The organism is Lacipirellulaceae bacterium (genome assembly GCA_040218535.1).
Classification (GTDB): domain Bacteria; phylum Planctomycetota; class Planctomycetia; order Pirellulales; family Lacipirellulaceae; genus Adhaeretor.
In genome coordinates this window covers 211177-236292 of the sequence record JAVJRG010000005.1, presented here as the reverse complement: position 1 = coordinate 236292, position 25116 = coordinate 211177, and the positions used below count along the sequence as shown (strand labels likewise).

20 protein-coding genes, 2 tRNA genes and 1 other RNA gene are annotated in these 25116 nt (G+C 56.0%); 9 read left to right on the top strand and 14 right to left on the bottom strand.

The annotated features are described in order from the left end of the window. Window positions 1–24: 24 nt before the first annotated feature. Complete coding sequence (locus RIB44_01150; protein MEQ8615177.1) at window positions 25–3369, bottom strand: sulfatase-like hydrolase/transferase; 3345 nt, start codon at window positions 3367–3369, stop codon at window positions 25–27. Between the two features lie 232 nt (window positions 3370–3601). Continuing rightward, a complete protein-coding gene (locus RIB44_01145) occupies window positions 3602–5920 on the bottom strand; it encodes a penicillin acylase family protein (protein MEQ8615176.1) in 2319 nt (772 codons plus the stop codon). A gap of 191 nt (window positions 5921–6111) precedes the next feature. Here RIB44_01145 and RIB44_01140 point away from each other — a divergent pair, with 191 nt between their 5' ends. The 3 genes from RIB44_01140 (at window position 6112) to RIB44_01130 (ending at window position 9386) form a co-directional block, all read left to right on the top strand. Beyond that, the gene (locus tag RIB44_01140) at window positions 6112–7011 is read left to right on the top strand and encodes a sugar ABC transporter permease (protein MEQ8615175.1); all 900 of its coding nucleotides are present in this window, start codon (window positions 6112–6114) and stop codon (window positions 7009–7011) included. A 10-nt stretch (window positions 7012–7021) separates the two neighbouring features. Beyond that, on the top strand, window positions 7022–8425 hold the full coding sequence (locus tag RIB44_01135) for an extracellular solute-binding protein (protein ID MEQ8615174.1): 1404 nt from the start codon (window positions 7022–7024) through the stop codon (window positions 8423–8425). A gap of 112 nt (window positions 8426–8537) precedes the next feature. Next, entirely contained in the window at window positions 8538–9386 is an 849-nt protein-coding gene (locus RIB44_01130) for a carbohydrate ABC transporter permease (GenBank protein ID MEQ8615173.1), read from the top strand. 30 nt (window positions 9387–9416) lie between these two features. Here RIB44_01130 and RIB44_01125 read toward each other — a convergent pair whose 3' ends face one another. Together RIB44_01125 and RIB44_01120 are read right to left on the bottom strand one after the other, a co-directional pair. Further along, a complete protein-coding gene (locus tag RIB44_01125) occupies window positions 9417–9794 on the bottom strand; it encodes a hypothetical protein (GenBank protein ID MEQ8615172.1) in 378 nt (125 codons plus the stop codon). A 443-nt stretch (window positions 9795–10237) separates the two neighbouring features. Beyond that, window positions 10238–10311: transfer RNA gene (locus RIB44_01120), tRNA-Val, on the bottom strand. A gap of 295 nt (window positions 10312–10606) precedes the next feature. Between RIB44_01120 and RIB44_01115 the strand changes: the two genes are divergently transcribed. Then, window positions 10607–10771: a hypothetical protein gene (locus RIB44_01115; protein MEQ8615171.1), complete on the top strand. Its 165-nt coding sequence runs from the start codon at window positions 10607–10609 to the stop codon at window positions 10769–10771. A 14-nt stretch (window positions 10772–10785) separates the two neighbouring features. On the opposite strand, the gene der is transcribed toward RIB44_01115, so the two are convergent. Then, window positions 10786–12171, bottom strand: a complete 1386-nt coding sequence (gene der / locus RIB44_01110; protein MEQ8615170.1) for a ribosome biogenesis GTPase Der — start codon at window positions 12169–12171, stop codon at window positions 10786–10788. A gap of 217 nt (window positions 12172–12388) precedes the next feature. Between der and RIB44_01105 the strand changes: the two genes are divergently transcribed. Together RIB44_01105 and RIB44_01100 are read left to right on the top strand one after the other, a co-directional pair. Beyond that, on the top strand, window positions 12389–13204 hold the full coding sequence (locus tag RIB44_01105; protein ID MEQ8615169.1) for a uracil-DNA glycosylase: 816 nt from the start codon (window positions 12389–12391) through the stop codon (window positions 13202–13204). A gap of 507 nt (window positions 13205–13711) precedes the next feature. Further along, the gene (locus RIB44_01100; protein MEQ8615168.1) at window positions 13712–14281 is read left to right on the top strand and encodes a hypothetical protein; all 570 of its coding nucleotides are present in this window, start codon (window positions 13712–13714) and stop codon (window positions 14279–14281) included. A 68-nt stretch (window positions 14282–14349) separates the two neighbouring features. Here RIB44_01100 and hemW read toward each other — a convergent pair whose 3' ends face one another. Together hemW and RIB44_01090 are read right to left on the bottom strand one after the other, a co-directional pair. After that, the gene (gene hemW / locus RIB44_01095; GenBank protein ID MEQ8615167.1) at window positions 14350–15474 is read right to left on the bottom strand and encodes a radical SAM family heme chaperone HemW; all 1125 of its coding nucleotides are present in this window, start codon (window positions 15472–15474) and stop codon (window positions 14350–14352) included. Between the two features lie 56 nt (window positions 15475–15530). Continuing rightward, the gene (locus RIB44_01090) at window positions 15531–15764 is read right to left on the bottom strand and encodes a hypothetical protein (GenBank protein MEQ8615166.1); all 234 of its coding nucleotides are present in this window, start codon (window positions 15762–15764) and stop codon (window positions 15531–15533) included. A gap of 291 nt (window positions 15765–16055) precedes the next feature. Between RIB44_01090 and RIB44_01085 the strand changes: the two genes are divergently transcribed. After that, entirely contained in the window at window positions 16056–17270 is a 1215-nt protein-coding gene (locus tag RIB44_01085; GenBank protein ID MEQ8615165.1) for a sulfatase-like hydrolase/transferase, read from the top strand. Between the two features lie 672 nt (window positions 17271–17942). Here the strand turns inward: RIB44_01085 and RIB44_01080 are convergent. The 7 genes from RIB44_01080 to RIB44_01050 form a co-directional block, all read right to left on the bottom strand. After that, window positions 17943–18332, bottom strand: a complete 390-nt coding sequence (locus RIB44_01080) for a hypothetical protein (protein ID MEQ8615164.1) — start codon at window positions 18330–18332, stop codon at window positions 17943–17945. 303 nt (window positions 18333–18635) lie between these two features. Then, window positions 18636–18773: a hypothetical protein gene (locus RIB44_01075; protein MEQ8615163.1), complete on the bottom strand. Its 138-nt coding sequence runs from the start codon at window positions 18771–18773 to the stop codon at window positions 18636–18638. 250 nt (window positions 18774–19023) lie between these two features. Further along, a tRNA-Ala gene (locus RIB44_01070) sits at window positions 19024–19096 on the bottom strand. 90 nt (window positions 19097–19186) lie between these two features. Beyond that, window positions 19187–20176 carry a flagellar motor switch protein FliG gene (fliG, locus tag RIB44_01065; GenBank protein MEQ8615162.1) on the bottom strand — a complete coding sequence of 330 codons (990 nt, stop codon included), beginning with the start codon at window positions 20174–20176 and terminating at the stop codon, window positions 19187–19189. Between the two features lie 132 nt (window positions 20177–20308). After that, window positions 20309–20800: a 6-pyruvoyl tetrahydropterin synthase family protein gene (locus RIB44_01060; protein MEQ8615161.1), complete on the bottom strand. Its 492-nt coding sequence runs from the start codon at window positions 20798–20800 to the stop codon at window positions 20309–20311. 40 nt (window positions 20801–20840) lie between these two features. After that, window positions 20841–21713 carry a triphosphoribosyl-dephospho-CoA synthase gene (locus RIB44_01055; protein MEQ8615160.1) on the bottom strand — a complete coding sequence of 291 codons (873 nt, stop codon included), beginning with the start codon at window positions 21711–21713 and terminating at the stop codon, window positions 20841–20843. Between the two features lie 71 nt (window positions 21714–21784). Further along, window positions 21785–22747: an alpha/beta fold hydrolase gene (locus RIB44_01050; protein ID MEQ8615159.1), complete on the bottom strand. Its 963-nt coding sequence runs from the start codon at window positions 22745–22747 to the stop codon at window positions 21785–21787. Between the two features lie 175 nt (window positions 22748–22922). Here RIB44_01050 and ffs point away from each other — a divergent pair. Continuing rightward, an RNA gene (gene ffs / locus RIB44_01045) (signal recognition particle sRNA small type) lies at window positions 22923–23017 on the top strand. 160 nt (window positions 23018–23177) lie between these two features. Next, entirely contained in the window at window positions 23178–25073 is a 1896-nt protein-coding gene (gene dnaX, locus RIB44_01040) for a DNA polymerase III subunit gamma/tau (protein ID MEQ8615158.1), read from the top strand. The last annotated feature ends 43 nt before the right edge of the window (window positions 25074–25116 follow it).

The window sequence follows — 25116 nt, the reverse complement described above, 5'->3', positions numbered from 1 at the left end:
CGACCTCGACGCAATCTTGGGGTCTTAGGCCGTTTGCGAATAAACTCGCTCGCGTCTCCAAAGTAAGCACGCAATGAGTGACATGCCGAGTACCATGCTCGTAGGCTCGGGCACAGAGCCAAAACCAGACTGGCCTTCGGCACTTGCCCGAATTTGCCAAGCAAGGAAGTCTTCAGCGTCAGTAAGTGTATCCGAGTTCGCATCCGCTTCGGAATTCACACCGTAGGCGTTTTTCCACATTGCTAAATCATCGCCATCAATCACGGTGTCGCCGTTGAAGTCTGGGTTCGAGAGTCTTTGTCGTTGCCAAATCAAGAAATCTGATCCCAACGAAACCCCATCCAAGTCGGCATCGGCGTCTCTTGAAACCCCAAAGGCTGCTTTCCATAGTGCCAAATCGTCTTCATCGATGTCGCCGTCGTCGTCGAAGTCCGCGCTAATCGGAACCGCGATGCCCTCAACAAACGGTCTTTGGAAAGCGAGAAAGTCTGTACCGTCGCTAAACCCGTCAGCATTGATATCCCCCCCATCGTCCATGCCATAAGCTTCCTGCCAGATAGCTAAATCCTGGAAATCTACCTTCGCATCAAAGTTGAGGTCCGCAGGATGTAGGGTTGCTTTCTCAGTGAGCACACGGAACTGGATCATCTCCTCACCAGAAACGGCAAAGTCGAAAAACAGGCTGTTCCCTTCGCCAGAAATAGCAAAGAAGTTTTCCTCGTCGAGGGTGAGCCCCCGATCCGTCTCTTCACCATAATTTCCAACGCTGCCCAAGATCGAGTCCGTACTGGCCAAAGATGCCGAATCAAAAATCACTCCGAGGATCGGCTTCTCGAAAATCGCAAAACCACTTACCAATTCGGTGCTCAACGGATCTGATCCTTCCGGATCGAAATGGAACAGATAACTGGTAAACAGATTCTCGGCCGGCAAAACACCGGCCCCATCAGCAGCAGTTAGGAAGTCCACAGGGAGATCTTCGGCTAACTGGTCGCGACGTTCCTCGAAGACCATGACCTCGTCTGATTCGAAGTCTCCCAAACCGACTGAGGAGGGGCGACTAGCAGGAAGTCGCAAGTCGCCGGCAAGTGTATCCACACCAATGCCCACGGGGTCAAGAACATCATTGTAGTTCGCCAGCACTTCCTGAGCACTGATCGAATGGTTGTGATATCGAACCACTGCGACCTCACCTCTTAGGCCGGCTGCCGTGAAGGGCAAGTCTCCAGTTCCACCGGCGGCACCAAGTTCTGCGGCACTGGCGTTTCCCAAAGAAGCATTTTCAAAGCCTTGCTCGAACGAGTCCCAATGAAGCGAGTTCTCCGTTCCAGAAAGTCCTTGGGTGCGAGCTACCGGGTGACCGTTAGCGAAAATCTGTGCGTACCGATCGTTGGGGTCGTCGCTGTAGACCACAGCCAGATGGACGAGGTCCTTCGTGGGATCCGCATAGCGACCAATATCGCCCGTGACAGCGATTGACTCGCCATTAGCACCGACAACGCGAAAGCGCGCTTCGCGATGAAGCCCGTCATTGTTCGCGTCCCCCAGAGTCACGGAGAGTCCGCGATCAGGGCTGCCAGACTCGAAGAGGATATGATCGTTGGTCAGATCCTGTAATCGAACCCAGAATTCGTAGCTGACGGAGCGATCGTAGTCCTCTTCACCGGTCGGAAAGGCACGGTTGGAAATCCGTTCAACCTCGTCTGACACATGGAAGTATTGATGCGACATCCGATCATCGCCATCGAACGTAAAAGCTTCCGTAGGCAAAGAGCGTTGATAACTTTCGGCGGAAGTCCGGCGAGGAGTTGCTTGAGGACTCGTCGACTGATACCAAGTTTCTCGAAACTTTTGTTTGATGTCGGTCGTCGCTCGCCACTCATTACTGACGACCACATCACGATGTCCATTCCTCTGATCGGCAAGCCACTGAACGGTGACATCTGACGCCACATTGTAAGGCAGCGGAACGTCAGCAGAATCAATCCAATTGTCCAGCCGCTGGCCAAGCTCGCTGGCGACCTCTGGCTCAATACGAGCCAAGTTGAGCGCGTGTGATACCGTCTCGGTTTCCTCTACGGAAGCGCTCATGTTAAACAGAAGATCCTCATCGGGATTCCCATTCTCGCCGAAAATCCTGACGAGCTTGTAATCGCCTTGTCGAACCGCTGCCATAGGCCGTAGGCGATAGGTACTGCCACTAGCAATGTTCGAGGGCGAAATAAAGTAAAGAGCCCCCTGCTCAGCATGCGCCCTTTGGAGATATTCAGTCCCATCAGGCAGTTGTCCACCATTCTCTAAAAGTGCCTTCAGGCTTGCCCCCTCGACATCAACGTCAAACGGCGTTGCATTGCCGACCAAATCACTAACGGTCGAATAGAGGTCCATCGTCGTGACTGGCACCGCACTATGGGAATTTGCGTCGATCCCTGGACCGCTAATAATGAGCGGCGATCGTATTCCACCCTCGAAGATCGACTTCTTGCCGCTGAACAAAGGCGTCGAACGGCTATCGTTTGTCGAAGATCCATTATCAGATGCAAAAATCACATAAGTGTTGTCGCGAATCCCGAGAGCATCGACGCGATCTAATAAGTTTCCGATACCCGTATCAAGATCCTCAGTGTATGCCGCGTACTCGACGGAGGTGTGACGACTACCCGGAGGCAAGTTCTCATACTTAGCAACATTTTCTGGAGTGGGTCGGATGGGCTGATGAAGAGCGAACTCTGAAAGCTGAAGGAAAAAGGGCTTCTCAGCTGCTACTTGCTGTTCGACGAAGGACACCGCTGCGTTGCTGCGTGCCATGATCCCCTTGGGATCCTCTGGCGTAGTGTCTCTGCGCAATTCGTCGTAAGAGTCAAAGCCGAGATCTTGGGGTGTCGCGCCCGAGATATGCCACTTCCCGATTAGGTGAGTCGCATAATCGGCATTCGCCTGCTTTACCCGGTCTGCAATGCCTTCCTGGTGGCGATCTAACTGCAACACCTGCGGGGGCGTGAGGGGATGTCTCAGACCTCCCCGGACTGAGTCCACGTAGTACAGATCCTGATAATTGATCTGCCCTGGGCTTTTCCCAGTTACCAAAGCGGCTCGTGTCGGCGAGCAAACTGCCGCTGCCGAGTAGGCGTTACTGAACCTCATTCCCTCTGATGCGAGTCGCTCGAGACTAGGTGTCTGATAAAAGTCGCTTTTCGAATCTGGATTATTCGGATCCATTGCTACGGAGGTACCGTTCCAGGCCTGATCGTCGGTGAAGATCAGAATGATGTTCGGCGAATCATTCGCGAAGCTGAAGCTAGCGACGAGACCTAAAAGCAGCGCAAAACCTTCGCGTAGGCGGCGACTGAATACGTTCGGGCGCGACATGAATGGCTCTCTATCTGTTCCGTGCAATCCAAGGAACGAGAGCTTTCGAGGCGATCCCGCTATGCCTCGACATCTCAAGCAGTTCCTGCACGTGCAGGACCCAACTCGACAGCGAGCGCCCCAAATCCCAGAATCCCCATAGCTCGCCAGCAGTTCCGTTCCTAGCCTCTAGCATATCGACTAACTGCATCGAATGCTAAGAGAATTCATCAAACCCCTCTATATGTGTCGTTTAGCCGACAGACGATCCGGTCAACCGCCGGTATTCGCCCTCAGCCCAGCGGACGATATCGCTTTTGTACCACTTGCTAAAGCGGCTTTCGCTTGGGCCGCCGGGGAGATTCGCCCACGCCTCGTCGGTGCTCATATCCGTAACGAAGTGATAGCTCGGGGCGAAGCTCGACTCACGCGTGGCCGTCTGCAAGAGGTGCCCTTGGAACGGCGTCGCCCCGCAACCCGGCATCGGCATCCGGTCCGTGTGAAAGCCTAGAAGTCGACCCACACGACTTTGCTCGAAGTAGCGATTTGCAAAATGAAACGAATTCACTTCGCCCCACGGTTTCAACTCTTCAGCCAAAGCTGCTGAAGCGGCTTGGCCAAGGAGTTGCGACTTATCCCGTCCCGACCACCAATGAGAATCTTCCCGTAGCAGCAATGAATCAATCGCTGTGAGGACCATCGATGAGTACCCGATTCGCGTGGCCAAGTAAAACATCCGCTGCCAGCCGATGCCCTCCTTATGCCCGAAGATTTCCAATAGCACATGCCGATAGAGGATTTGAAAGGCCGTGGCGGCGATGCTTTCGGGTGTGTAGCGAAGGTCCCAAGTGACGAGCAATTCCTTGAACTCACCCTCTGGCACGTGTGGTAGGAAGACCGGCAACAGATCGCGGGCCTGGAGGCTAAGTACGTCGTACTGCAGGGCTTGCATGTCCTCGATGGTTGCCGCGTGATTCTCATGCAGCACTTCAACAATGCGACGCTTGCGATACTCAACCAACCGGTGCGTGTTGATCGTCCAATCGAAGGCCCGATTCAAATCTTCGTTCGCGCTCGCCAAGTATCCCTCAGGAGGATCATAGAGGGAGGGCAGCAGTTCACTCGTTTGTACGCCTTGCCAATGATTCTTTTTCTCCCAAGCGGGGACGGGCACAACTCCAAGATGCCCCTCGGCTCGCTTGGGTAACCAACCACTCGCTTGCCGTCCGATATGACCTTCGCAATCGGCGAACACCCAGACAAGGGTTGGATGGGAATTCTCACGCACGACATCCATGGCTTCCTTCGTCGTGGGTGAATGAATCACATCTAACCAGCATCCAATCGAATCCCCTGCCCCTTCGCCCGTGCCAACCCACTTAGCCGCAAGGTACTTCCCATCAGCTCCGCCCGTAAGATCGCGGCCTAGTGTGCCTTGGTCGTTCTCGAAGACGCGATAGAGAAGCGTTTTGCCCCCTTTGCAATGAATCGGCTCTTCTCGAAGTCGGAAGTCGTACCAGGTTTCGCCACGTCGGTACTGCCACTTTTCGTGTACCAAATCCTGAGTCGAGGTGCGTAAGCTCTCGGGTTGTTCGCTCGGTTCCGCTTCAACCCGAGAGCTGACGCTTCTCGGCTCAAGGGAGCTTACGCTACTCGACTCAGATTGCTTCCTAACATCTTCGATAAAAAAGTCGCTCGTGTCCGCGTGCAGGTAAGTCACGCCCCAAGCAAGTTTTTCCGTTCTTCCCACCGCCATTAAGGGGCAACCGGGCAGCGTCGCGCCCATGGCGTACTGCTCGCTGCCCTCTTCTCCCCAATGCAAAGCCACTTCGTACCAAATGGCGGGAAGACGATTGATTTCCAGATGCGGATCTGAAGCCAACAACGCGCCGCCGGTCGCGCTGCGACGGGGACTCACCGCCCAGGCGTTGCTACCGGCCAGGCGCGGTAAGTCAGTGAGCATTTCAAGAGCATCGTCAGAGAGTCGCCGCTCCATCGTCACTTCCTTGAGAACATCCAGGTCAACGTCTGCGAGATAGGGGCCGAACAACTCTCGCAAGAGTTCCGGCTTCACTCCAGTTTGCACGAGATCAACCAGCAGACGTTCATTCTCTTGTTCGCCGACGGCTAAGCCTGCAAAGCTGAGCAGGTTTCCGATCAGAAGGACAGAACTCGGGCTCCAAGGCCGCGGGCGAAAGCCAGTCACCAACATCGGCAGCGAACGGCTTGAATCCTGCAAAGCATCATTCACCCCTTCGCAGTACCAATCGAGTTGCTGGCGAACGTCGGGACGCAAAAGGTCCGCATCCCGTTCAATTCCAAGATGCAGCCCTGCCCGACGAAAAAAACGGTCCGTCTCGACGAGTTCCGGCTTGTCCGCAATCCGTTCGGCCGCCTGACCGCTCGCAACGGTGCGGGAAAAGAAAATCTGCGTGGGCCGATCCGTCGCGTGCAAAAAGCCCAGCGCGTAAATCGCTTCCCGCCAAGTGGGAGCCGTCACATGGGGCGTGCCATGCTCGTCTCGAACTGCCTTGAACTGGCACTTGGCGGATTTGGTGGGGATGACTTCCATGCGCTGAGTTTTTAGATTTCAGTGTTCAGTTTTCAGTGCTCGTCATGTTACCGTAAGAGACCGGAAGTCCGAAGCCCGAGGTCTGGAGTCGCACGGTGCTGCGTTGGCACGCTGCCACAAGACTGAACACTGAAAACTGAACACTGAAAACTACTTCCCTCAAACGCACTGAACTAGTTGCTGGCTTGACGATGGCCGGGCCGTGGATCGTTGGCTTGCTGACGCTCACGCTCTTTCCATTCGCGGCGTCGCTTTACTGGAGCTTCTGCGAGTACGACTTGCTTGCAGAGCCTCGCTGGGTGGGCGGAGACAACTACACGCGTTTGGCCAAGGACATCGCCAGTGACGGGGAATTCTTGCAAGCGTTGGCCAACACCGCCTACTACGCTGTGATGAGCGTCTCGCTTTCGGTCATTGTGGGCGTCACACTGGCAACTTTGCTTTCACAAACGCTACGTAGTCGCGCGTTTCTACGAACAGTCTGCTTCCTACCAGCCGTCGTTCCCACGGTTGCCGCGGCAGTTCTGTGGATGTGGTTGCTCGATCCACAAGCGGGGTTGGTCAACCAAACACTCTCCGCAGTTGGGATTCCAGCACAGAACTGGTTCAAGGGAACCTCCTCAGCGGCCTGGCCAACGAGCTGGCCTGCGGATGCCGCGGGACGAATCTTCGGCTCGAAGGATGGGCTTGTACTGATGAGCGTTTGGGGAATTGGCAACCTACTTGTGATCTATCTGGCAGCAATCGGTGATATCCCCAAGTCGTTGTACGAAGCGGCAGAAATCGACGGCGCCAGCCCGCTGCGGAAATTCTGGCACGTCACGCTCCCGATGCTCACCCCCGTGATCTTTTTCAACGTGGTGATGGGCCTGATCCAATCGGTGCAGGCTTTCACCGATGTGTACCTCGTAAGTAACGGCCAAGGCGACCCCGCGGGGGCAACGATGACCGTCTCGCTGTACTTGTTCCTCACCACATTCAAAGACCTCGACATGGGCTACGCCTCGGCAATGGCTTGGCTGTTGTTTGTAATCGTGGCGTTGGCAACGTGGTGGTTGTTCCGCAGCTCGAAGCGGTGGGTGCATCGGTAGGGAGTTTTCAGTGCTCAGTTTTCAGTGTTCAGCATTTCGCCAGCTACTGATCCGCTTGGAGTCATCGCTCATCATTCACCACTCATCATTACTGCTGCTACTGGTACTCGCGCTAGGCTGCCAAGAAGCGTCACGAAATGAGCAAGCGTCAAACCGCCAACAGGTCCTCTTCTGGCACTTTTGGGGCGGGGAAGATCGACCCATCGTTGATTCGATCGTTGAGGACTTCAACGCTTCGCAAGACAAGTATCGCGTGCGGGCGATTGCGATGCCTGGGAACAACCTCGACTTGAAGTTCTTTCTCAGCGTCGCCGGAGGCGATCCGCCCGACCTGTTGAACCAAGATGATCCAGTAATCGCCGACTGGGCCCACCGCGACGTGCTAATGCCGCTCGACGAGCTTGCTGCCGCCGATGAATTGAAACTGCTCGATACTTGGCTCTTTCCGGCAGCGAAGGAGCTGGGCACGTACGACGGCAAGCTCTATGGGCTGGCCAATGGGCTCGATATGCGGGCGTTGTACTGTAACCAGACTATGCTCGACGAGTACGACTTGCCATTACCTGAGACGATTGCGGATTTAGACCAGATCGCCGAGACGGTTTCGCCACCCGGACGAAGCGAGTACCGCCGGATGGGTTTCTTACCCAACCCTGATCGTTTGTGGGCTTGGGGCGTTGTGTTTGGGGGGCAATTCTGGAACCCGGATGCCGAGAACGCTGACCAGTTCATTACTGCCGAACATCCGGCAAACGTCGCAGCCTTGGAGTGGATGGCCAAGTACAGCGATCGTTACGGGCCGAGCGTCGTAGGAGCGTTTCGCTCAGGCGAGCAGGCACTCACCGGGACCACGTTTCCGATGCTGGTCGACCGCCGCTACGCCGTGATGATGGACGGCCAATGGCGACTCCGTGACATCGCGACCGCGAAACAGTCCGACCAGTTCACGGTCGTACCCTTACCGCCACCAACCCAAGATTTGGCACCGAACGGAAGAAAAAACGCCGGCTGGGTCAATGGAAACTTTTTCGTCGTCCCCAAAGCCTCGAAATGCCCCGAAGGAGCGTGGGCGTTTATGAAGTTCTGGGCCGGAGTGAATAACGAAGCACGTGCCGCCCGGGCTTGTGCGGACGGCGGTTGGATTCCTGTTTCGCAACAAGTGGTGGACGCACCAGCCTACCAAAAAGTACTCGAAGAACAGCCGTTGCTGAAGGTTTTCGTCGAGCTTGCCAGCAGCGAAAACCAACGCCCTACCCCACCGCTGCCCGTTGCGTCGTACTACGTTCAGCAGGTGAATCGGGCAGCGCAGGACGTGATGTATACGGACGGTACGGCGAAACCGCAAGCGTTACTGCGGGCGGTTTCTGAGCGAGTAACGCGTCGGCTCAAGGAGGTGCTAGGAGAAGAGGAATGATGGAATACGGGAATGTTAAAATCATTGATATGTTGTTTAGCCGCCGAGCTTGCTCAGTGCTCATACCCCACGAATGTTTGCGAATCCGTTACGAGTGAGAAAAAACGAACCGATGAGTTTTCCCAGCACTACCAACGAAGCACAGGCACGATCGACTCTAGTCGGAAAGATCCTCGTGATTGCAGCCACGGCTCTATTCGCGATTCCGCTTGCCTGGATGGTCCTAACTTCACTAAAGAGCCCCGAGCAGATTGCTAAGCATCCGTACTCCTGGTGGCCGGGCCCGTGGCGGTGGGAGAATTACGGCGAAGCGGTACGCTCAATGCCGTTTCTGCGATACCTGCTGAACACGCTGCTGCTTTGTGTGGGTAGTGTCGCAGGGACGTTGTTCTCCTGCACGCTGGCAGCGTGGGCGTTCGCTCGGCTGCGCTGGCCGGGTCGCAATCTGCTTTTCGCGGTCCTGATCGCGACGATGCTGCTCCCTTGGCAAGTGACGATGACCCCGCGGTTTCTGCTGATCCGCGAACTGGGCCTCTACGACTCGCTGGCCGCCCTGATCGTGCCAACATTCCTGGGCAATGCGTTCTACATTTTCCTCCTCCGGCAATTCTTCCTCACGATCCCCGAAGAAATGATCGAAGCGGCCCGCATCGACGGTGCCAGCGAGCTCGGTATCCTCTGGCGCGTCGCTCTACCACTGGCCCGCCCTGCGTTGGCAACGGTCGCCCTATTGCAGTTCGTCGCCGCGTGGAATGACTATGGCGGCCCACTCTTATACCTGAGCGACCCGCAACACTTTCCGTTGGCCTACGGGCTGGAACGGTTCGTCAGTTCGCATTCGAGCCAAACGCACTTGCTGATAGCCGCGGCGGTGCTGTTCACTCTGCCCATTGTGGTTGCGTTTTTCTTGGCTCAGAAGTTGTTTCTGCGAGGGATTGCGACAACGGGGTTGAAGGGGTAGCGAGCCAAGACCTCCTAATGAGAGGGACGGCTACGTCTCATCACTAGCCCTATGACGTGACTGGACAGCGCCAAATCCCACAATCTTGCCACCTTCGCGGATCGTGAAAGTAGCGTCAGGAACTAGTTTGGAATAGTCAACTCTTGGGTGATAGAAAAGCAGCAGTTTGACTTCAGCCGTCTGACCAAGTTCATAGTCGTTTGGATCATCGATAAACTGAACCCCCAAGTAGTCTTCGACAAGGTAGCCGTTTTCGTCACGGGTAGCCTCTCTAGCATCTGGAGATTGAACGACGACATGGGGAAAGTACTTATGGCTCGTTCGAAAAGCAGGTGCCTTCTGCCGGCCCCCCTCCTCAGTCTTTAGAAATGTTACTTTGGCGATTACGTGTGTAAATTCTGAAGTCATTACACTTTTTTCAACTCAAACCCAGAAGCTGTAGCTAAAAACAGCCGGCACAGTTCTCACGAACCGCCCGGCTGGCGAACCTTCTCTGAGCATCTCTACCTTAGCGAGCCCTACTGCAGAAAAACTATTTCTTGCGATGGCGAATCTTCGCTCTCATGCGACGTTTCTTTCGGCCCTGTTTACGGCGACCTTTACCTGATTTCTTAGTTCCCAAGGGAAATGCTCCAGAGTTAAGTTGTTGATTCCTGCACGCTCGTCGTGCGTCATTCGACCTTTAGGTTGAATTGCGGAAGTGGGATAGCGGATTGCGGAATGAACCGCTCATTCCAACCGCTCTGCGAAAACGGGGCAAATGGATTTTCTGTGGCCTGTTAACTCATGCCCCGCTCGGAAGCGCGGCCGCCAACAGAAATATTCCAGCTTGCCCCAATAAACACTGCGAGTGGGCGATACAGGGCTCGAACCTGTGACCCCCAGCTTGTCGAGCTGGTGCTCTAGCCAACTGAGCTAATCGCCCTCAGCTACCGTGGGCTTGCCCACAGCAGACTCGCCAGTTTACCCCACGGCGCCGGCGGTGGGTAGTGCTAGCATCGGCTTGGTGGGGACCAAATGACGGGCAAATGTCTGGAAAAATCGTTCTGAGCGGCCCTGATTGGTCTTGATAACCCAAATTACCTCCGCTCTATTGCTGGGATGCCGTCGCAGCCAAAGGTCGGTTCTCCGCAATTTTAGATTGCGGCCCGTGCACAAGGTTGTGCCGAAGCTCCTCACGAAGGCTCGCGACAGCAAGTTTTTTCAGGCAAACGGATAAGATGCGACGTCAATTGGTCGCCTACGGCGAACTCTTTTGTTTTCTAGCAGCATGGACCGCTGGGTTACTTGCCACCATTGGTGCTGCGAGTTCCGATGCGCCGCAAGAAGCTCGCAGCGCGTCGGTCGCTCCCGCTGAGTCTGCGAACGACGTTTCGTACGAGTAGAAACGTCTAGGCTTTTACTCGGTCGCAGCCTCTTCAGCCGCTGGCTCATCATCGACGGCAACATCGTCGCGAATGTCGTTCTGCTGGCGTTTCCTCAGGTAGAGCTTGATCGGCACTTCTTCAAAGTGAAGTTGATCGCGAACTGCCCCCAGCAAGTAACGCTGGTAAGGTCGTGAGATTGCCGCCGGGTCGTTACAGAAAAGCACGATTGTCGGGGGCTGGATGCCCACTTGCGTGCCGTAGTAAATCTTGGGGCGACGGTTTTGATACATCGGCGGCGGGTTGCGTCGCACCGCATCACGCAGCAGACGGTTAAGTTGCCCCGTGGGCACTCTTAGCCGTGATTGTTTGAATAAGTTCTGGGCATGATTCAGCAGTGCCTTCACGTTCTTGCCCGTCTCGCCAGTGATAAACGCAATCGGTGCGTAGCGCATGGTGCGGAACGTGTCATAAAGATACCGCACCCATTTCTCTGTCGGCATCGAGTCGACCATCAAGTCCCATTTATTCACAACGAAAATGCACGGCTTGTACTCTTTGCTGATGTAATCGCAAAGCTGCTTATCGACTTTGCTGACTCGCTGCGTAGGATCGAGAAACAGCAAAACAACATCCGCACGGCGGACACTCCGCTCGGCTCGGTGGGCACCGTAAAAATCAATCGACGCCCCACGGCTTGCCCTGCGACGTAAACCGGGCGTATCGATCGCGACGAAAGCTTTGTCATCCAGCTCGAAGCGGACGTCTACGCTGTCACGTGTCGTTCCGGCAACTTCGCTGACGATCATCCGCTTGGTCTGCGAGAGCGTGTTGACGAAGGTACTTTTGCCAACGTTGCGACGCCCCACGATCGCTACTTTCATTTCGGGCTCTTCGCCAGCCTTCTCTTCTTCAATCTCTTCCGCCGGCAGCCGCTCCAAAATGAGGTTGAGCAATACGCTACGGTTGCGATTCTCCTTGGTGCTCACAGGCACGATCTTGCCGCGACCGAGCCGGTAGAATTCGTTTGCCAGCTCATCGTGCTTTTCAGCATCGGCTTTGTTCGCCAGGCAAAGGATAGGCACGTCGATGTTCCTCAGTCGACGGCCCACTTCTTCGTCGAGCGTTGTCAGCCCCTCCTTCACGTCAACGACAAAAAGTATGACGTCAGCCGACTGCACAGCCGTGGTGATCTGGTCCTCAATATGCTGCGTGAGGTCGTCCTCGTCCTGGATCCCCATCCCGCCGGTGTCTACCAGTTCGAAGAACCGCTCGTTGTGCGACATCAGGTAGTCAACCCGGTCACGCGTCACCCCGGGACGATCTTCAACAATGGCAACACGCCGCCCGGCGAGCCAGTTGAACAGGCTGCTCTTGCCCACATTGGGGCGACCGACGATGACAACTTTAGGAACAGCCATTGAACAATTCGGGGAGTTTGGCGAGTCAGGAATCGCTTGCCGAGGGGACCTTCTATCATAGTCAACCGAGAAGCCCAGCGCATATGCACGGAATTCGATTTTCCGTGGAAGTTCTTGCTCACTTCGACGAAATCTTTGGACTCAGATTGACCGAAGTGGCGTTGCTTGAACCAATAGACGGTAGCTGAGGGCTCTTGGTTCATCGTAAGCTGAGCAAATGAGCGAGCAGAAACTCAATGTGCAGCGAGCCCTGGACCAGCAGCTTGCTTCGCTATCAGCGGCAGGCGTCCAGCATTTGCCGCACGTGGAGTACACGCCCCCCGCTCGATCCTCCGAAAAGCCAGCCGCTCGCGGCTTAGCCGAACCGACTGCGAGAGTTCCACAAGAAAAAAAGCCACCCACAGCTAAGCCGCAAGCGTCGCGGCAAACGGAATTGATCGCGGACGTTGAAGACAAGCCCCTTGTTTCAACCGCAGCTTCGCTACCCGTGCTAGCCCAGGAAGTCGCCGCTTGCACGCTCTGCGATGAGCTCGCCTCGACGCGCAAGCAGACCGTCTTCGGTGTGGGGAATCCCAACGCCAGGCTCTGCATGCTTGGCGAAGCGCCCGGTGCGGACGAGGATGCCCAGGGCGAACCGTTTGTCGGACGATCGGGGCAATTGCTGACGAAGATTCTCGGTGCGTGCAACTTGGCCCGCGACGACGTTTACATCTTGAACATCCTGAAGTGCCGCCCTCCAGGCAATCGCAATCCCACGACGAGTGAATCTGATAACTGCCGTCAATTCCTTATTCGACAACTTCAACTCATCGAGCCGGAGTTCATCTGTTGCCTGGGAGCCGTGGCAGCTCAGAATCTCCTGGAGACGACCACCTCGATCGGACGTCTGCGAGGCAAGCTCCACGATTACCGTGGCATCAAAGTGGTTTGCACGTACCACCCCGCGTATTTGCTCAGGAATCCCGGTGCGAAAAAAGACTGCTGGGAGGATATGAAATTCCTGATGAGGGAAATGGGCACGCCAGTGGAATGACTGGGGATGTCTTTCACAACAATGCATCGGGTGGCTGGCGACGAGTGGAGCCCAAGTTCTCAGAAACATGGCCCAGTTCTCTGACGACTGGGGGCAGCCTCAAGCTGTCCCCAGACACCCGTGATCTTTGGCATCTGGCAACAGTAACTCCGCAAATGAAGGATGCGAAGCTTTGCTGCCGGTGCTAGCTGTAAGGCGGCAGCCTGGGGTGAGATTACCGGTCGTAACGGTCGTGTTCTGGCCATTTTGAGAACTACCTAGAGAACAGGCTCAAATCTGTTCTCACTGCTCGACGGGCTTGATAAAGTCGAGACTGGCGAGGCGATTTTGCAACATGCCAAGGGCATGGCATGGTCAGTCGAATCGTCGCGAGGTTGCACCAAGCATGGCGCAGCAAGTTCGTCCGCCGGACTTCAGACCCGGGGCAGCTAGGGGCAGGCTGTCGAGACGAGAAACAAAGACCCGTCAGTTGCGACGGGTAAAAACCCAGTTCCAGCATCCGCTACTATGATCTACCCGAATTCACCACGCTCCGAAGAAGTCGACCACCTGCTCCGCAACGCCCAACTGCGTGATGCGCTTGAACCGCTATTCGACGAATCGATAGGCCGCGTCAATGCGGGTGTGATGAGCACATCGACGGAGAATGAATTTCTCGAATCGATGCTTGAGTGGGAACGTGCTCCCATCCTTCCGATCAGCGATTGGTTCGAACCGAAGCTAAAGCTCCCTCATCCTGATGATCTCGAGGACCAAGCCCTCCGCCAGGTTCTCTATCGAACGATCGGCCAGCTTTTCGAAAAGCACGTCGTCCTCGATTTCACCGATCACTTGACCGACCGCCAACTCTACTGCTTGGTCTACCGCGACATTCTCCCTTCGCCAGAAAAGATGCTGCAACGGAAGAACAATTACCTGCATTGGGACTGCGCGAACACCAACGGCGACCCGGAAGTTTGGCTCAAGTACTACGCCAGTAACGAAGAACGGCAAGTCTGGGCGGATGAAATGGACGAAGAGCCTCCCGAAATTGCTGACCCGCCTTATCCACGAGAGTTGCCAAGGGCGCCGATGTAGAGCAGTAGCTCGGGCCTCCAGGCCTGAGGAGATGCTTTAAGAAGATGACTCAGTCCTGGAGGCCCGAGCTACAACAACTCCGGCCAGAGGCTGTCGCTTACCAGCAAACCTTCTCGCGTGAGCTTCACACCCACCCCGTCGTCTTGAAGTAATCCGACTTCGACGAACTTTTTAATCTCGTCCCCTGCCAAGTCCGAGATGGTCTTGCCAGTAGCGGATTCGAATTCCAAATGTTTCACCCCCTCGATTCGACGCAGGCCAAGAACCAAGCGCTCGCGGTGACGCTGCTCGTCGGTTAACACTTCCCGTTCAGAGACTGGTGACTCTCCTGCCAAGACCCGCTTGATGTAGGTCGTCGTGCTACGGTGATTCGTTTCCCGGACGCCGGCAAGATAACGAGCTGCCCCCGGACCTGCCGCATAGTACTCTTTGGCCGCCCAGTAAACTTGATTGTGCCGACTGCGGTGTCCAGGTCGGGCAAAGTTGGAAACCTCATACTGCTCGATTCCCACTTCTGCTAAGCGGTCGATCGCCCAGAGGTACATTTCGCGCTGAAGCTCCTCATCAACTTCAGACAACTCGCCCTTCAGCTTGCGGTTCCAGAAGGTCGTCCCCTGCTCGTAGGTCAATCCGTAGACAGACAAGTGCTGGGGATGGAATTCCAATGCCGCCTCCACATCCGCCTGCCAATCGGCGAGCGTTTCTTCAGGAGCCGCGAAGATCAGATCAAGAGAGACAGCGATTCCCACATCACCAAGAAGTTCGATTACCCGCGCGACGTCGTCTGCCGAGTGATCTCGTTCGAGACGCGTAAGCTTCCCGTCGTCGAGCGATTGAACGCCCAGGCTTACCCGATTGACGCCTACCGACGAGAGAACGCCAATGCGTTCCGCATCTAAATCGCCGGGGTTCGCCTCGACCGTCCACTCATATCCATTGCCAAGCGGATGCCATTGTTTGGCCAGTTCGCAGAGCCGTTGTATTTCTGGAGGCGAAAGGTGCGTTGGTGTGCCTCCGCCAAAGTAGAGCGTGTCGACTTCTCGCGGTTGGTCGAGTTGTTGTAGCTCTAACTCAATCGCGCGAAGAAAGTCACCAACGAGATCCTCACGACCTGCAACGACCGTAAAATTACAGTAGCCGCAGTGATGACGGCAAAACGGCGTGTGTAGATAAGCGGCACGTGGCTCGGTCATGAACGAATACCCTGAGCCGAGCAGCGTCAGCTCTCGGGTAACTCCGAGACAAACGGCTACTTCTTGCCCTTCTTCTTCGCCGCCGTCAGCCCCTTCGACAAGATCGCGGTTGCATCAGTCGCGTCCATCTTCGCCAGCAGCAAGAACATTTCCGATAGCACCCGCTTCGTTTCAGCAGCGCTGATTGAAGTTCCCTTGGTGTCGGCTTTACGGGCAACTTCGTTGTAAAACTGGCTTAAGTTCATGGCAAATCGCTCTGGCAAAGTGGTGAAATGGAAGGACTTGAGCAAGGGACTTCTCACGAAGTGCCGGCATTCTAGAGACTGGGAACGGCACCTGTAAACAGCAGCCTCTTATCTTCGGGAGTCTCGTCCAATTTCAGTCTCACTCACTAGTGGCGATCACAGACGACGCAAGGCGGAAGACCTTGAGACATACATGCGACATCCTACTTGAATTCGATATTCACTGTTGCTCGCTTGAAGCAACAAATTTGAATAGGATAGAAGGACTGCGGGTGACCCTACTCGCGGTTCAGTGGCGTCCGACTATCTGGCTTGGTCTCGCGGAACGGAAAAGAAATGCGATTTCACGCGTTTGGACTAATCACCGCAGTGCTCTGCAGCTACTGCTCGACGGTTGCTTCTTTCGCCCAGCCGCCCAAACCCAATGTGATCTTTATTCTGGCCGACGACGTAGGCATCGGCGACATTGGCACCTACGGGCAGCAAACGATCCCGACGCCCAACTTAGACCAAATGGCTGCCGAGGGAATCAAGTACTCGCAGATGTACTCGGGGGCGTCGGTCTGTTCGCCTTCCCGCGCGGTACTGATGACGGGGCTGCATAATGGGCGGTTTAACAATGGCAATGGTGTCAACTTGCGTGACAGTAACGTCACGGTAGCCGAGACTCTGAAGTCTGCTGGGTACCAGACGGCGGCGTTTGGCAAGTGGCATCTGGGCGGAAGCGGTGCCTCGCTGCCGGCGCGACAAGGCTTCGACGAATACTTTGGAATCCTTGGCGCAGTCGACTCTTGGGACCACTACCAACCGAACTTGCAAAGAAACACAAGTGCCTCGCCCAGTACGGTCATCCCGGTCGCAAATAATTTCGACAACGGTAACCCTCGCTACACGGGCGATCTGTTCACAGACGAGGCATCGCAGTACATCCGAGCGAAAGCCCAAACAGGCCAGCCCTTCTACACGCAGCTGAACTTACAGCTCGCTCACTTCGACCTGGAAGTGCCCGAGCTGGAACCTTTCACTGAGGGTCAATCTTGGCCGTTGGCTCGCAAGATTTACGGCTCGATGATTACGCGGCTTGATCGGATGGTGGGTGATGTGCTCAATGCCGTCGACGATCCCAACAACGATGGCGATACCTCCGATAGCATTGCCGCCAACACGCTGATCGTCTTTGCCAGCGACAACGGCACGCACATCGAACCGGCCGCCTGCTGCAAAGGGAATCACGGGCCCAACCTAGGCGTCTTCAGCGACGATGCGCACGATCCTGAGTTCTTTGACAGCAACGGTCAGTACCGTGGCTGGAAGCGCGACGTTTACGACGGGGGAATCAAAACGCCGTTTATCGCTCGTTGGGCGGGCACCATCGCTCCGGGGCAAGAGAACGACTCGCACTTTGGGGATTTCGCTGACTTCCTCCCCACAGTTGCGGAATTAGCGGGCGCGGAGATCCCGATCGGAATTGATGGCGAATCTTACGCCCATGTGCTCACGGGCACCACCGACGAGACCGATTTCCAGCGTGACTTTCAGTACTTCGAATGAGCGGGCTCGCTCAACGGTCTACCAAGCGTCCCGCCACGTCGTGCTCTCATCCGCGACGGCTGGAAAGCGATCGAGTTCAACAACGGACAAATCGAATTGTACAACCTGCTGACGGACCCAAACGAGAGCAACAACGTCTTTACTCAAAATCAATCGCTAGCTCAAGAGATGATCGACATTGCCGCCGCTCAGGACGGCGGACTCATTGAGTACCAAACCTGGACGGGTAGCGATTCGTTCCAAGACGCCGCGGGCTGGACAGGCAACGTGGTGCCAGGCGCGAACTCGATCGCTACGCTTGCGGGCGGCGGGAGCGAAGCGCGAGACCTCTTTGCTCAGCTTCCCGTTAACGTTCTTGCTCTAGACATCGGCAATGGTCCAGCACCGACGAGATTGGTGGTCCTAGGAGCGCAATCAGTCGACGCAGCAAACGGTATCCGCGTCAGGGTGGGTTCAATCCTCCGGCTTGAGCAGGCGACCGCCTCCACGGCACGAAGACTCGAACTTTACGGTGGTGCGCTAACAGGTCGTGGTACGGTACACGGTGATACGGTCAACTCAGGCGTGATCTCACCCGACAGCATGGCCTCTTCACCTCCCCCTCCTCCTCCCCAGAGCGCTTTAGTCTTCGATTTCGCTGGCATCCAAGACGATGCACCACTGACTCAGACGTCATCCCTTGATCCGAGCCTGACGCTGGTCAGTGGACTCGATTTCGGCCTGGGTGTTAGCCCACGTAGTGCCGGGCCCAATGGCATTACGACAACCGACGCCGGTAACGAATTCAACGTCGGCGGTTTCGATACAAATTCGCTGGCGGCCTCGATCGCTGCCCAAGATTTCCTGACGTATACCGTACAGCCAGTCGCCGGGTTCGAGATGACCCTCGACAGTGTCAGTTTCGATCTCTGGCGAAATGGTGGCAATGCGGCCAACGATTATGCGATTCTGACGAGTCTTGGTGGATTCACCGCGGGCAGCGAGCTCGCACAACTCAACAATGTCACGTCCGCGGGTGCATCCTCTCGGCAAACATTCACCGCACACTATAACGGCGGGCAAGTCACAACCGGCCCGGTGGAAATCCGTTTCTACGGCTGGAACGCCAACGATGGCCTAGCGAATACGCACATTCCAGCAGTATCAATGGAGGCCACCTTCGCCCTCTCCGGAGTTGCGAACAGCTTTGGTGAGACCACGGGCAGTCCTGTAGGCAGACTCACTCTTGATGGCAACTACATTCAACTCGCCGACGGGACGCTTCAAATGGGCATCGGCGGGACGCTTCCTGATACCCAGCACGACCAGCTTGTCGTCACCGGCGATGCCTCCCTTAACGGCACACTCGAGCTTATGCTCGAAAACCTAGGCGGCAGCCTGTTCGACCCAAGTCCAGGCGACTCTTTCGACCTTCTTACCGTTGGCGGAAAACTGACGGGCACCTTCGATACGCTCATCGCCCCGACCTTGTCCAACGATATGGTCTGGTTCATCGATTATCATTTCGATCGAGTAACACTCGTCGCAACCTACTCGGCGGACTTCGACCTCAATGGACGCGTCGATTCGGACGACTTAGCACATTGGGAGAACACCTACGGATTGCTCACCGGACAAGATCTCTTGAGCTGGCAGCGTCAGTTTGGACTTGGCGTGTCGTCTGCAGAGGCTGTTCCCGAACCGTCGGCTGCGATCTTATTGGCAGTTGCCGTGATGCTCTACTTGTCGAGACGTAGCGGAGGAGAGACTCAAGTGGAGCGAAGGAGATTCGAACTCCCGACCTCTGCATTGCGAACGCAGCGCTCTCCCAACTGAGCTACCGCCCCAAGTTCTCAGGACGATTATAGAGCGTCGGCTCATGCTGTCTAGCGAGCGAGACGAGCGCGGAGTGGCACCGAGTGCTAATGCAACTCAGCTCAGGACACGAGTTGTTCCGCTTCGCCACCGGCGTTGATTTCGATTTCACCGGTGTCCTCCAGGCGGCGGATGACGTCGACGATCTCCTGCTGTTTTGATTCGACGGCAGATAGTTTGACCGCGCCCATGAATTCCATCTCCTCGCGCAACATGTCGGCGGCTCGTTGTGACATGTTGTTGAAGATCTTTTCACGCAACTCGCCACTGGCCGACTTGAGTGCCAACGACCACTGCGAGGTCTCGACATGCTTGAGTACCGTCTGGATTTCCTTGTCGCCAAATTTTCCAATGTCCTCGAAGATGAACATCAGCCGGCGAATCTCTTCCACGAGCTCTGGGTCCTCTTGAGACATCGTTTCTAGGATCGCTTTCTCGGTCGAGCGGTCGGAAACATTCAGAATCTCTGCAACAGCGTCGACGCCGCCGGCGTTCTCGAAGCTCTGGCTCATGACGCTTGCCATGCGTCGCTCCAGACCCTTTTCCACCTCGGCGATAATATCAGGGTTCGTCTGCTCCATGTTGGCGATCCGCTGAACGACTGAAATCTGCCTCTCCGGATCCAACCCGCCGAGGATTTCCGAACTCGTCGCCGGTGGCAGATGCGAAAGGATCAACGCAATCGTCTGCGGATGCTCGTCGACGATGTAGGTGAGGATGTTTTGATTATCAACGGTTCGCAAGAACGAAAACGGAACCGCTTCGATTGACTGTCGCACGTTGTCGATCGCAGCACTGGCATTCTGGCCGAGAGCTTTCTGAATCAGCCCTTTCGCCCGATCAAGCCCGCCCGAGTCAGTACCCATCGAAGGGTTCGAGTCGGCAAAGGCGCGGATGACCTGCTCCTGCTCAATCCCGGAGACGTTTTTCAGCCGCGCAATCTCGATCGACACATCTTCCACCTGCTTTGGCTCCAGCCGCGACATCACGGCAGCCGCTTCTTCTTCAGGAAGCGTTGTCAGCAAGATGGCAGCGCGATGGAGATCGGACATGGCAGGCGAACACACTCTTAGCAGATAACGAGAATAGTGCGGCAAAATCAAATGCGCGCAGCGGTCTCCATGGACCTACTTGAGTGTATCGGTCGGCAAGACTGGGAAACTTAAGTCGACTTTGCCGACAGATCAAGCGTCAGATATCTGCCAAACTGCCCACTGCCCGTCGCACTCGTCCACTTCGATCACTAATACTTCAGGACGCGGGAGCGACTTTTCCTCAAAGGCAGAGAGAAGCTGCCCACCGATCCAGCGTGCGAGAAGTTCCGCCGTGGTGTTGGCGACGGGTAAGAGTACGCAATCTTGCTCTGGGAAGACCCAGCGACGCTCGCCATGGCGAACGATAATCTCGTTGTTCTCGCTCTTCACAGAGATCGTCTGATGCTCGGTTGGCAAGATCATGCGGTGATCAAGGCCGTCAACGATCTTCTGCAAGCTATCACGCAATGCAATGAAGTCGATGACGTAATGATTCTCATCCAAAGGCCCGGCAACTTCCGCACGAACATGGTAATTGTGGCCATGCAGTGGCTCACAAACATCGCCGTTGTAAGTGATGAAGTGCGCAGCAGAGAAAACAAGCCGTTCTTTCTCGATTTTCACACGGTAGGATTCGTTCATGTCGTGAATACTCGCTGCCGGATTCTAGCTCGCTATCTGATCAATAATATCGCACAGGCAAGCGCAGGCGACCATCTCTAAGCAAAACAAACAGTGCCGCGGCTACCATGTCGGCACTGGTGCCAGGATTCAAACGATGCCCGTCACTACGCAGATAAAAATCAAGATCAGCCAGTGCCCCCTGATATTCATTGCTCCGCTGGCCATGGTACTTCAGCACGGCGGCCCCACGAGCCGAAACCTTACGCGCAAACTCAACCCCACATTTCCGCGCAATCAGACTGTCCGGCTCACGACCCAGCAGTTCTAGGAAACCACGAACGATCGCATCGTTCAGTGAGTCCCCGCCCCCATAAAACTCCTCGATTCGATCAGCCAACCAATGCACTTCTGAAAATCCATTGGCATATTGCCGCGCAACCAAATCGCGGTCTGCAGCCAGTTCCATTGCTTCAACTAATGTGATCTTGGGAACGTCTTTCTCATTGACATCAGCGGAATTGACTTCACCCAACCCACCGGGGTTAGCCAAGCGAATCGCCTCGTAGACATTTTCCGTATCGTCGCTTGTAAGTGAATCAAGAACTCTCTCAAGCTCGATTTGCTCATCGCCCAGACCCTGTGCCGCCAATGGCGCAATGAGTAAGAGGATGCCCAGATTCGTGTTGGTGCCAACTGCTTGCTGAGTCGCTTGGACCGCGTCACGTACAACTCGACCGACTCGCTCCTGCGGGGTGTTCTCAAGGATCGGCCCGATGACTGCTGCACTGTTCAGGAAATCGACGTAAGTTAAGTCTTCAAAGTCCGCGCCTCGATAAACATTTCCCGGCTTGGCCGCAGTGGCTTCCCAAATGCACGCAAGCGTTGCACATTGGCCAATGGGTAGCGGATTGGAGACGTTAGTTTGGGACACGAATTTCACGGATGACACGGATAGCTGTTCATTCAACGGATGGCTGGGTACGAGCCCACCGATTCGTTCTTCTAAATGGTCCGCGTTCCTTTGGTATCTTCGGGAAGGTCAACATGAATCGGCTGCGCGTCACTGGTGAGAAAGCGTTCCATGCGATTGATGACTTCTTCTGTGGCGTCTTCGACAATCCAGTGCCCGCCGTCGGCGATGCGTAGCACTTCTGCCCCTGGCCAAATCTCAACAAACTTGTCGAGGCATTCGGTTGTAAAGCACCAATCCTGCTCGCCCCAAACGAGCAGCTTCGGCACGTCTTTCAACGTCGGCAATCCTGCTTCGATATCGGCGAGGGTTTGCCAGGTGGGGTGGCTTGCTGAAAGCGGAATGTCTTTCACAAACTGAAACACGGCCGCGCGACGTTGCCAATTGTGGTAGGGAGCGAGGTAGCCGTGGGCGATTTCCGAGGTGAGCGTTGTCTGGTTGACAGTCATGGTGAGGGCCGCTCGCGAAAAGGCATTCGCCCCTTGGAGCATGAGCTTACCTACCAGAGGCCAACGACAAACGCGAATCCGCCACGGGATAAACCAAGGCGGGAAGGCCCCCGTGTTGAGCAGTACAATCCGCTCGAACCGCTCCTTCAACCTTAACGCAGTCCCGAGTCCAATTGCGCCTCCCCAGTCTTGAGCGACGAGGGTAACGCTGCTTAAGTCTAACGATTCGACCAGACCAGCAAGGTTATCGATATGATCAGCCAGGCCCTGCGGAGACGGCTGCAGATCGCTCAAGCCGCAGCCTAGGTGGTCAGGCGCAACGCAACGGAATCGATCTGAAAATGCCTTGATAAGCTCGCGCCAATGAAACGACCAGGTCGGATTGCCATGGACAAACAGCAACACGGGGGCGTCTCGCGGGCCCTCATCGAGGTAGTGCAGCCGCCCCTTCGGCGATTCGTGCCAGTGCGAAGCGAACGGGAAAAGGTCACCCAGCTCGGCGCGTATGCGTATAGCGTCAGACGGTGGATCGACGGAGCTTGACAATCAACTACTTCGGCTTTCTGGCCTCACTCAGAGGCGCGGAGACGTAAACCTTCCGGACTGAATTGGGGACCTCCGCGCCCTCCGCGCGGGATTATTTCCTGTTTCTGCGATGAAAACGTGCCCCTTTGACTCTCCTCGGCACGTGACCTACGATAAGCGTTACGACGGTCGTCGGCGAGGGGTCCCTGCAATGGGGGCCTTACGAACCTGGTCAGGGTGGAAACGCAGCAGCCATAAGTTTGAGCTTCTTTGTGTGGGGGCCTCTCGCCGACGATCGACGTTCTCTCCTAGAATTCGCGTTTGACTCAGCATCTTCATTTCGCCGCTGAGCTTGCTCAGCGATGGCACTCCTGCAAAGCCAAATCCTTGCCGGTGAGCCCAACGCCGAGCAAGCCCGGCGGCGAAACATTTTTTGCGCAAGTTTCCTTCCATGAGCGACACCACCGCCCCAAATGCGATAAACGATGGCGATTACGTCGTCGTGGCACGGCGGTATCGGCCACAGGCGTTTGAGGAGCTCATTGGCCAGCAGCACGTCGCCAAGGCTCTTACTGGAGCGATTGCCAGCGATCGCGTCGGCCACGCCTATCTCTTCACTGGAGCTCGTGGAGTTGGCAAGACTTCTGCGGCGCGGATCTTGGCCAAGGCGCTCAACTGCGTCCAAGGCCCGGCACAGCAGCCCTGCAACGAGTGCGAAATCTGCGAAAGCGTCTCCAGCGGCGATGATGTCGATGTCCTGGAAATCGACGGTGCCAGCAATCGTGGTATCGACGAGATTCGCCAGCTCCGCCAGAACGTCGCCGTGCGGCCCAGCCGTGCTCGCTTCAAGATCTACATCATTGATGAAGTCCACATGCTGACGAAAGAAGCGTTCAACGCGCTTCTCAAGACGTTGGAAGAACCGCCAGAGCACGTGAAGTTCATCTTCGCGACAACTGAGCCGAACAAGATCCCGATCACGATCCTCTCTCGGTGTCAGCGTTACGATTTCGCTGGGATCGAAACCACGTCGATCCAGAACCGCCTCGCTCAGATCGCCGCCGCCGAGCGCGTTGAAGTTGAGGATGATGCCTTGCAAATCCTCGCGATGCGGGCCGCCGGTTCGATGCGTGATAGCCAATCATTGCTTGAGCAACTTCTCTCGACCGGCAGCACCCAGATCACGACGACTGACGTGACTGAACTGCTAGGCATCGCCCCCGCTTCGCGACTTAGCCGCCTCATTGAGCCACTCGTCGCCCGTAACGCGTCCCAAGCCCTCTCTGAACTCGACGCCGCCATCAACGAAGGGGCGGAAGTCGGACAACTCATCGATCAATTGCTTGGCTATTTCCGAGATGTCATGACTCAAGCCGTCGGCTGCGACGAGAACCAACTGCTCTACGCCCTGCCTGGCCAACGGGACGAAATGCAGGGCTTCGCTGAAAAACTCGGTGTGCAGAATTTGTTGGCGATTTCCCAAGTCTTAGACCAAACCGCTGCGCGACTCCGGGTAAGCACCCAGACACGCACGCTTGCAGAAATGGCAATCGTCAGAATCTGCCACTTAGAGAACCTCGACGAGCTCGCGGCACTCGCAGCCCGTGTTGCCGCCGGTAGTCCGGTCGAAGTAGCGTCAAACTCTCAGGCCGCGGGCTCTCAAGCGTCGAGATCTCAAGTAACAGACTCAAAAAAAAACGACACTGAGCACCCCGCAGTCCAACCAGCAGAGCCGTCTCAAGCCGAGCCAAGTTCTTCGGCGACTTCAAAGTTGCCAACGCCCCCGGAAGTCATTGCGGCTACCGTGGCTGAAGTTCGCCCGCAGGAGTCTCCCCCGGACTCGGCTGCCGCTCCAAACGCGGTGGCAACCCAAGAAACTGAGCCTGCTGTCGCTGTGGCAACACCACCGAAGCCTGCTGAGACCCCAGCGGCTGATGAGGCACTTGACCCAATGCAGATCGAAGCGATCTGGGCGCAGGCTCTCGCTTCTATCGAAGGGATGACCGCCGACAGCGCTTCGTTCGCGAATCGCATCTCGATCGATTCCCAAGGCCGCGTGCTAGCCAGTTTTCCCGACCACCAGCAATTTCACCGCGATGCTTGCGAGCGACCGGCCAATCGTAACCGGCTCGAAGCGGCGCTAGCGAAGGCGGCAGGACGGCCCGTGAAGCTAATTCTGGGGACGCACGACGACCCCAACGCCGCAGCCCAGCCCACCGAGAGCGTGGTCGAACGAAGACGCCGCGAACAGTCTGAGGCGGCAGCCCAACCTTTCGTTCAAAAGGCAATGGAGCTCTTCGAGGGCGATCCAGGACGACTCCGCTACGTTCCGCCTCAGCAAGACTGAATCTCCGTCTGAGCGTCTTCTTGCTTCAAGGCTCCATTTGCAG

Coding starts and splice junctions, on each gene's coding strand:
- RIB44_01150 (MEQ8615177.1), bottom strand. CDS start 3,369: ATGTCGCGCCCGAACGTATTCAGTCGCCGCCTACGCGAAGGTTTTGCG.
- RIB44_01145 (MEQ8615176.1), bottom strand. CDS start 5,920: ATGGAAGTCATCCCCACCAAATCCGCCAAGTGCCAGTTCAAGGCAGTT.
- RIB44_01140 (MEQ8615175.1), top strand. CDS start 6,112: ATGGCCGGGCCGTGGATCGTTGGCTTGCTGACGCTCACGCTCTTTCCA.
- RIB44_01130 (MEQ8615173.1), top strand. CDS start 8,538: ATGAGTTTTCCCAGCACTACCAACGAAGCACAGGCACGATCGACTCTA.
- RIB44_01125 (MEQ8615172.1), bottom strand. CDS start 9,794: ATGACTTCAGAATTTACACACGTAATCGCCAAAGTAACATTTCTAAAG.
- RIB44_01115 (MEQ8615171.1), top strand. CDS start 10,607: ATGCGACGTCAATTGGTCGCCTACGGCGAACTCTTTTGTTTTCTAGCA.
- der (MEQ8615170.1), bottom strand. CDS start 12,171: ATGGCTGTTCCTAAAGTTGTCATCGTCGGTCGCCCCAATGTGGGCAAG.
- RIB44_01105 (MEQ8615169.1), top strand. CDS start 12,389: ATGAGCGAGCAGAAACTCAATGTGCAGCGAGCCCTGGACCAGCAGCTT.
- RIB44_01100 (MEQ8615168.1), top strand. CDS start 13,712: ATGATCTACCCGAATTCACCACGCTCCGAAGAAGTCGACCACCTGCTC.
- hemW (MEQ8615167.1), bottom strand. CDS start 15,474: ATGACCGAGCCACGTGCCGCTTATCTACACACGCCGTTTTGCCGTCAT.
- RIB44_01085 (MEQ8615165.1), top strand. CDS start 16,056: ATGCGATTTCACGCGTTTGGACTAATCACCGCAGTGCTCTGCAGCTAC.
- RIB44_01075 (MEQ8615163.1), bottom strand. CDS start 18,773: ATGATAATCGATGAACCAGACCATATCGTTGGACAAGGTCGGGGCGAT.
- fliG (MEQ8615162.1), bottom strand. CDS start 20,176: ATGTCCGATCTCCATCGCGCTGCCATCTTGCTGACAACGCTTCCTGAA.
- RIB44_01060 (MEQ8615161.1), bottom strand. CDS start 20,800: ATGAACGAATCCTACCGTGTGAAAATCGAGAAAGAACGGCTTGTTTTC.
- dnaX (MEQ8615158.1), top strand. CDS start 23,178: ATGAGCGACACCACCGCCCCAAATGCGATAAACGATGGCGATTACGTC.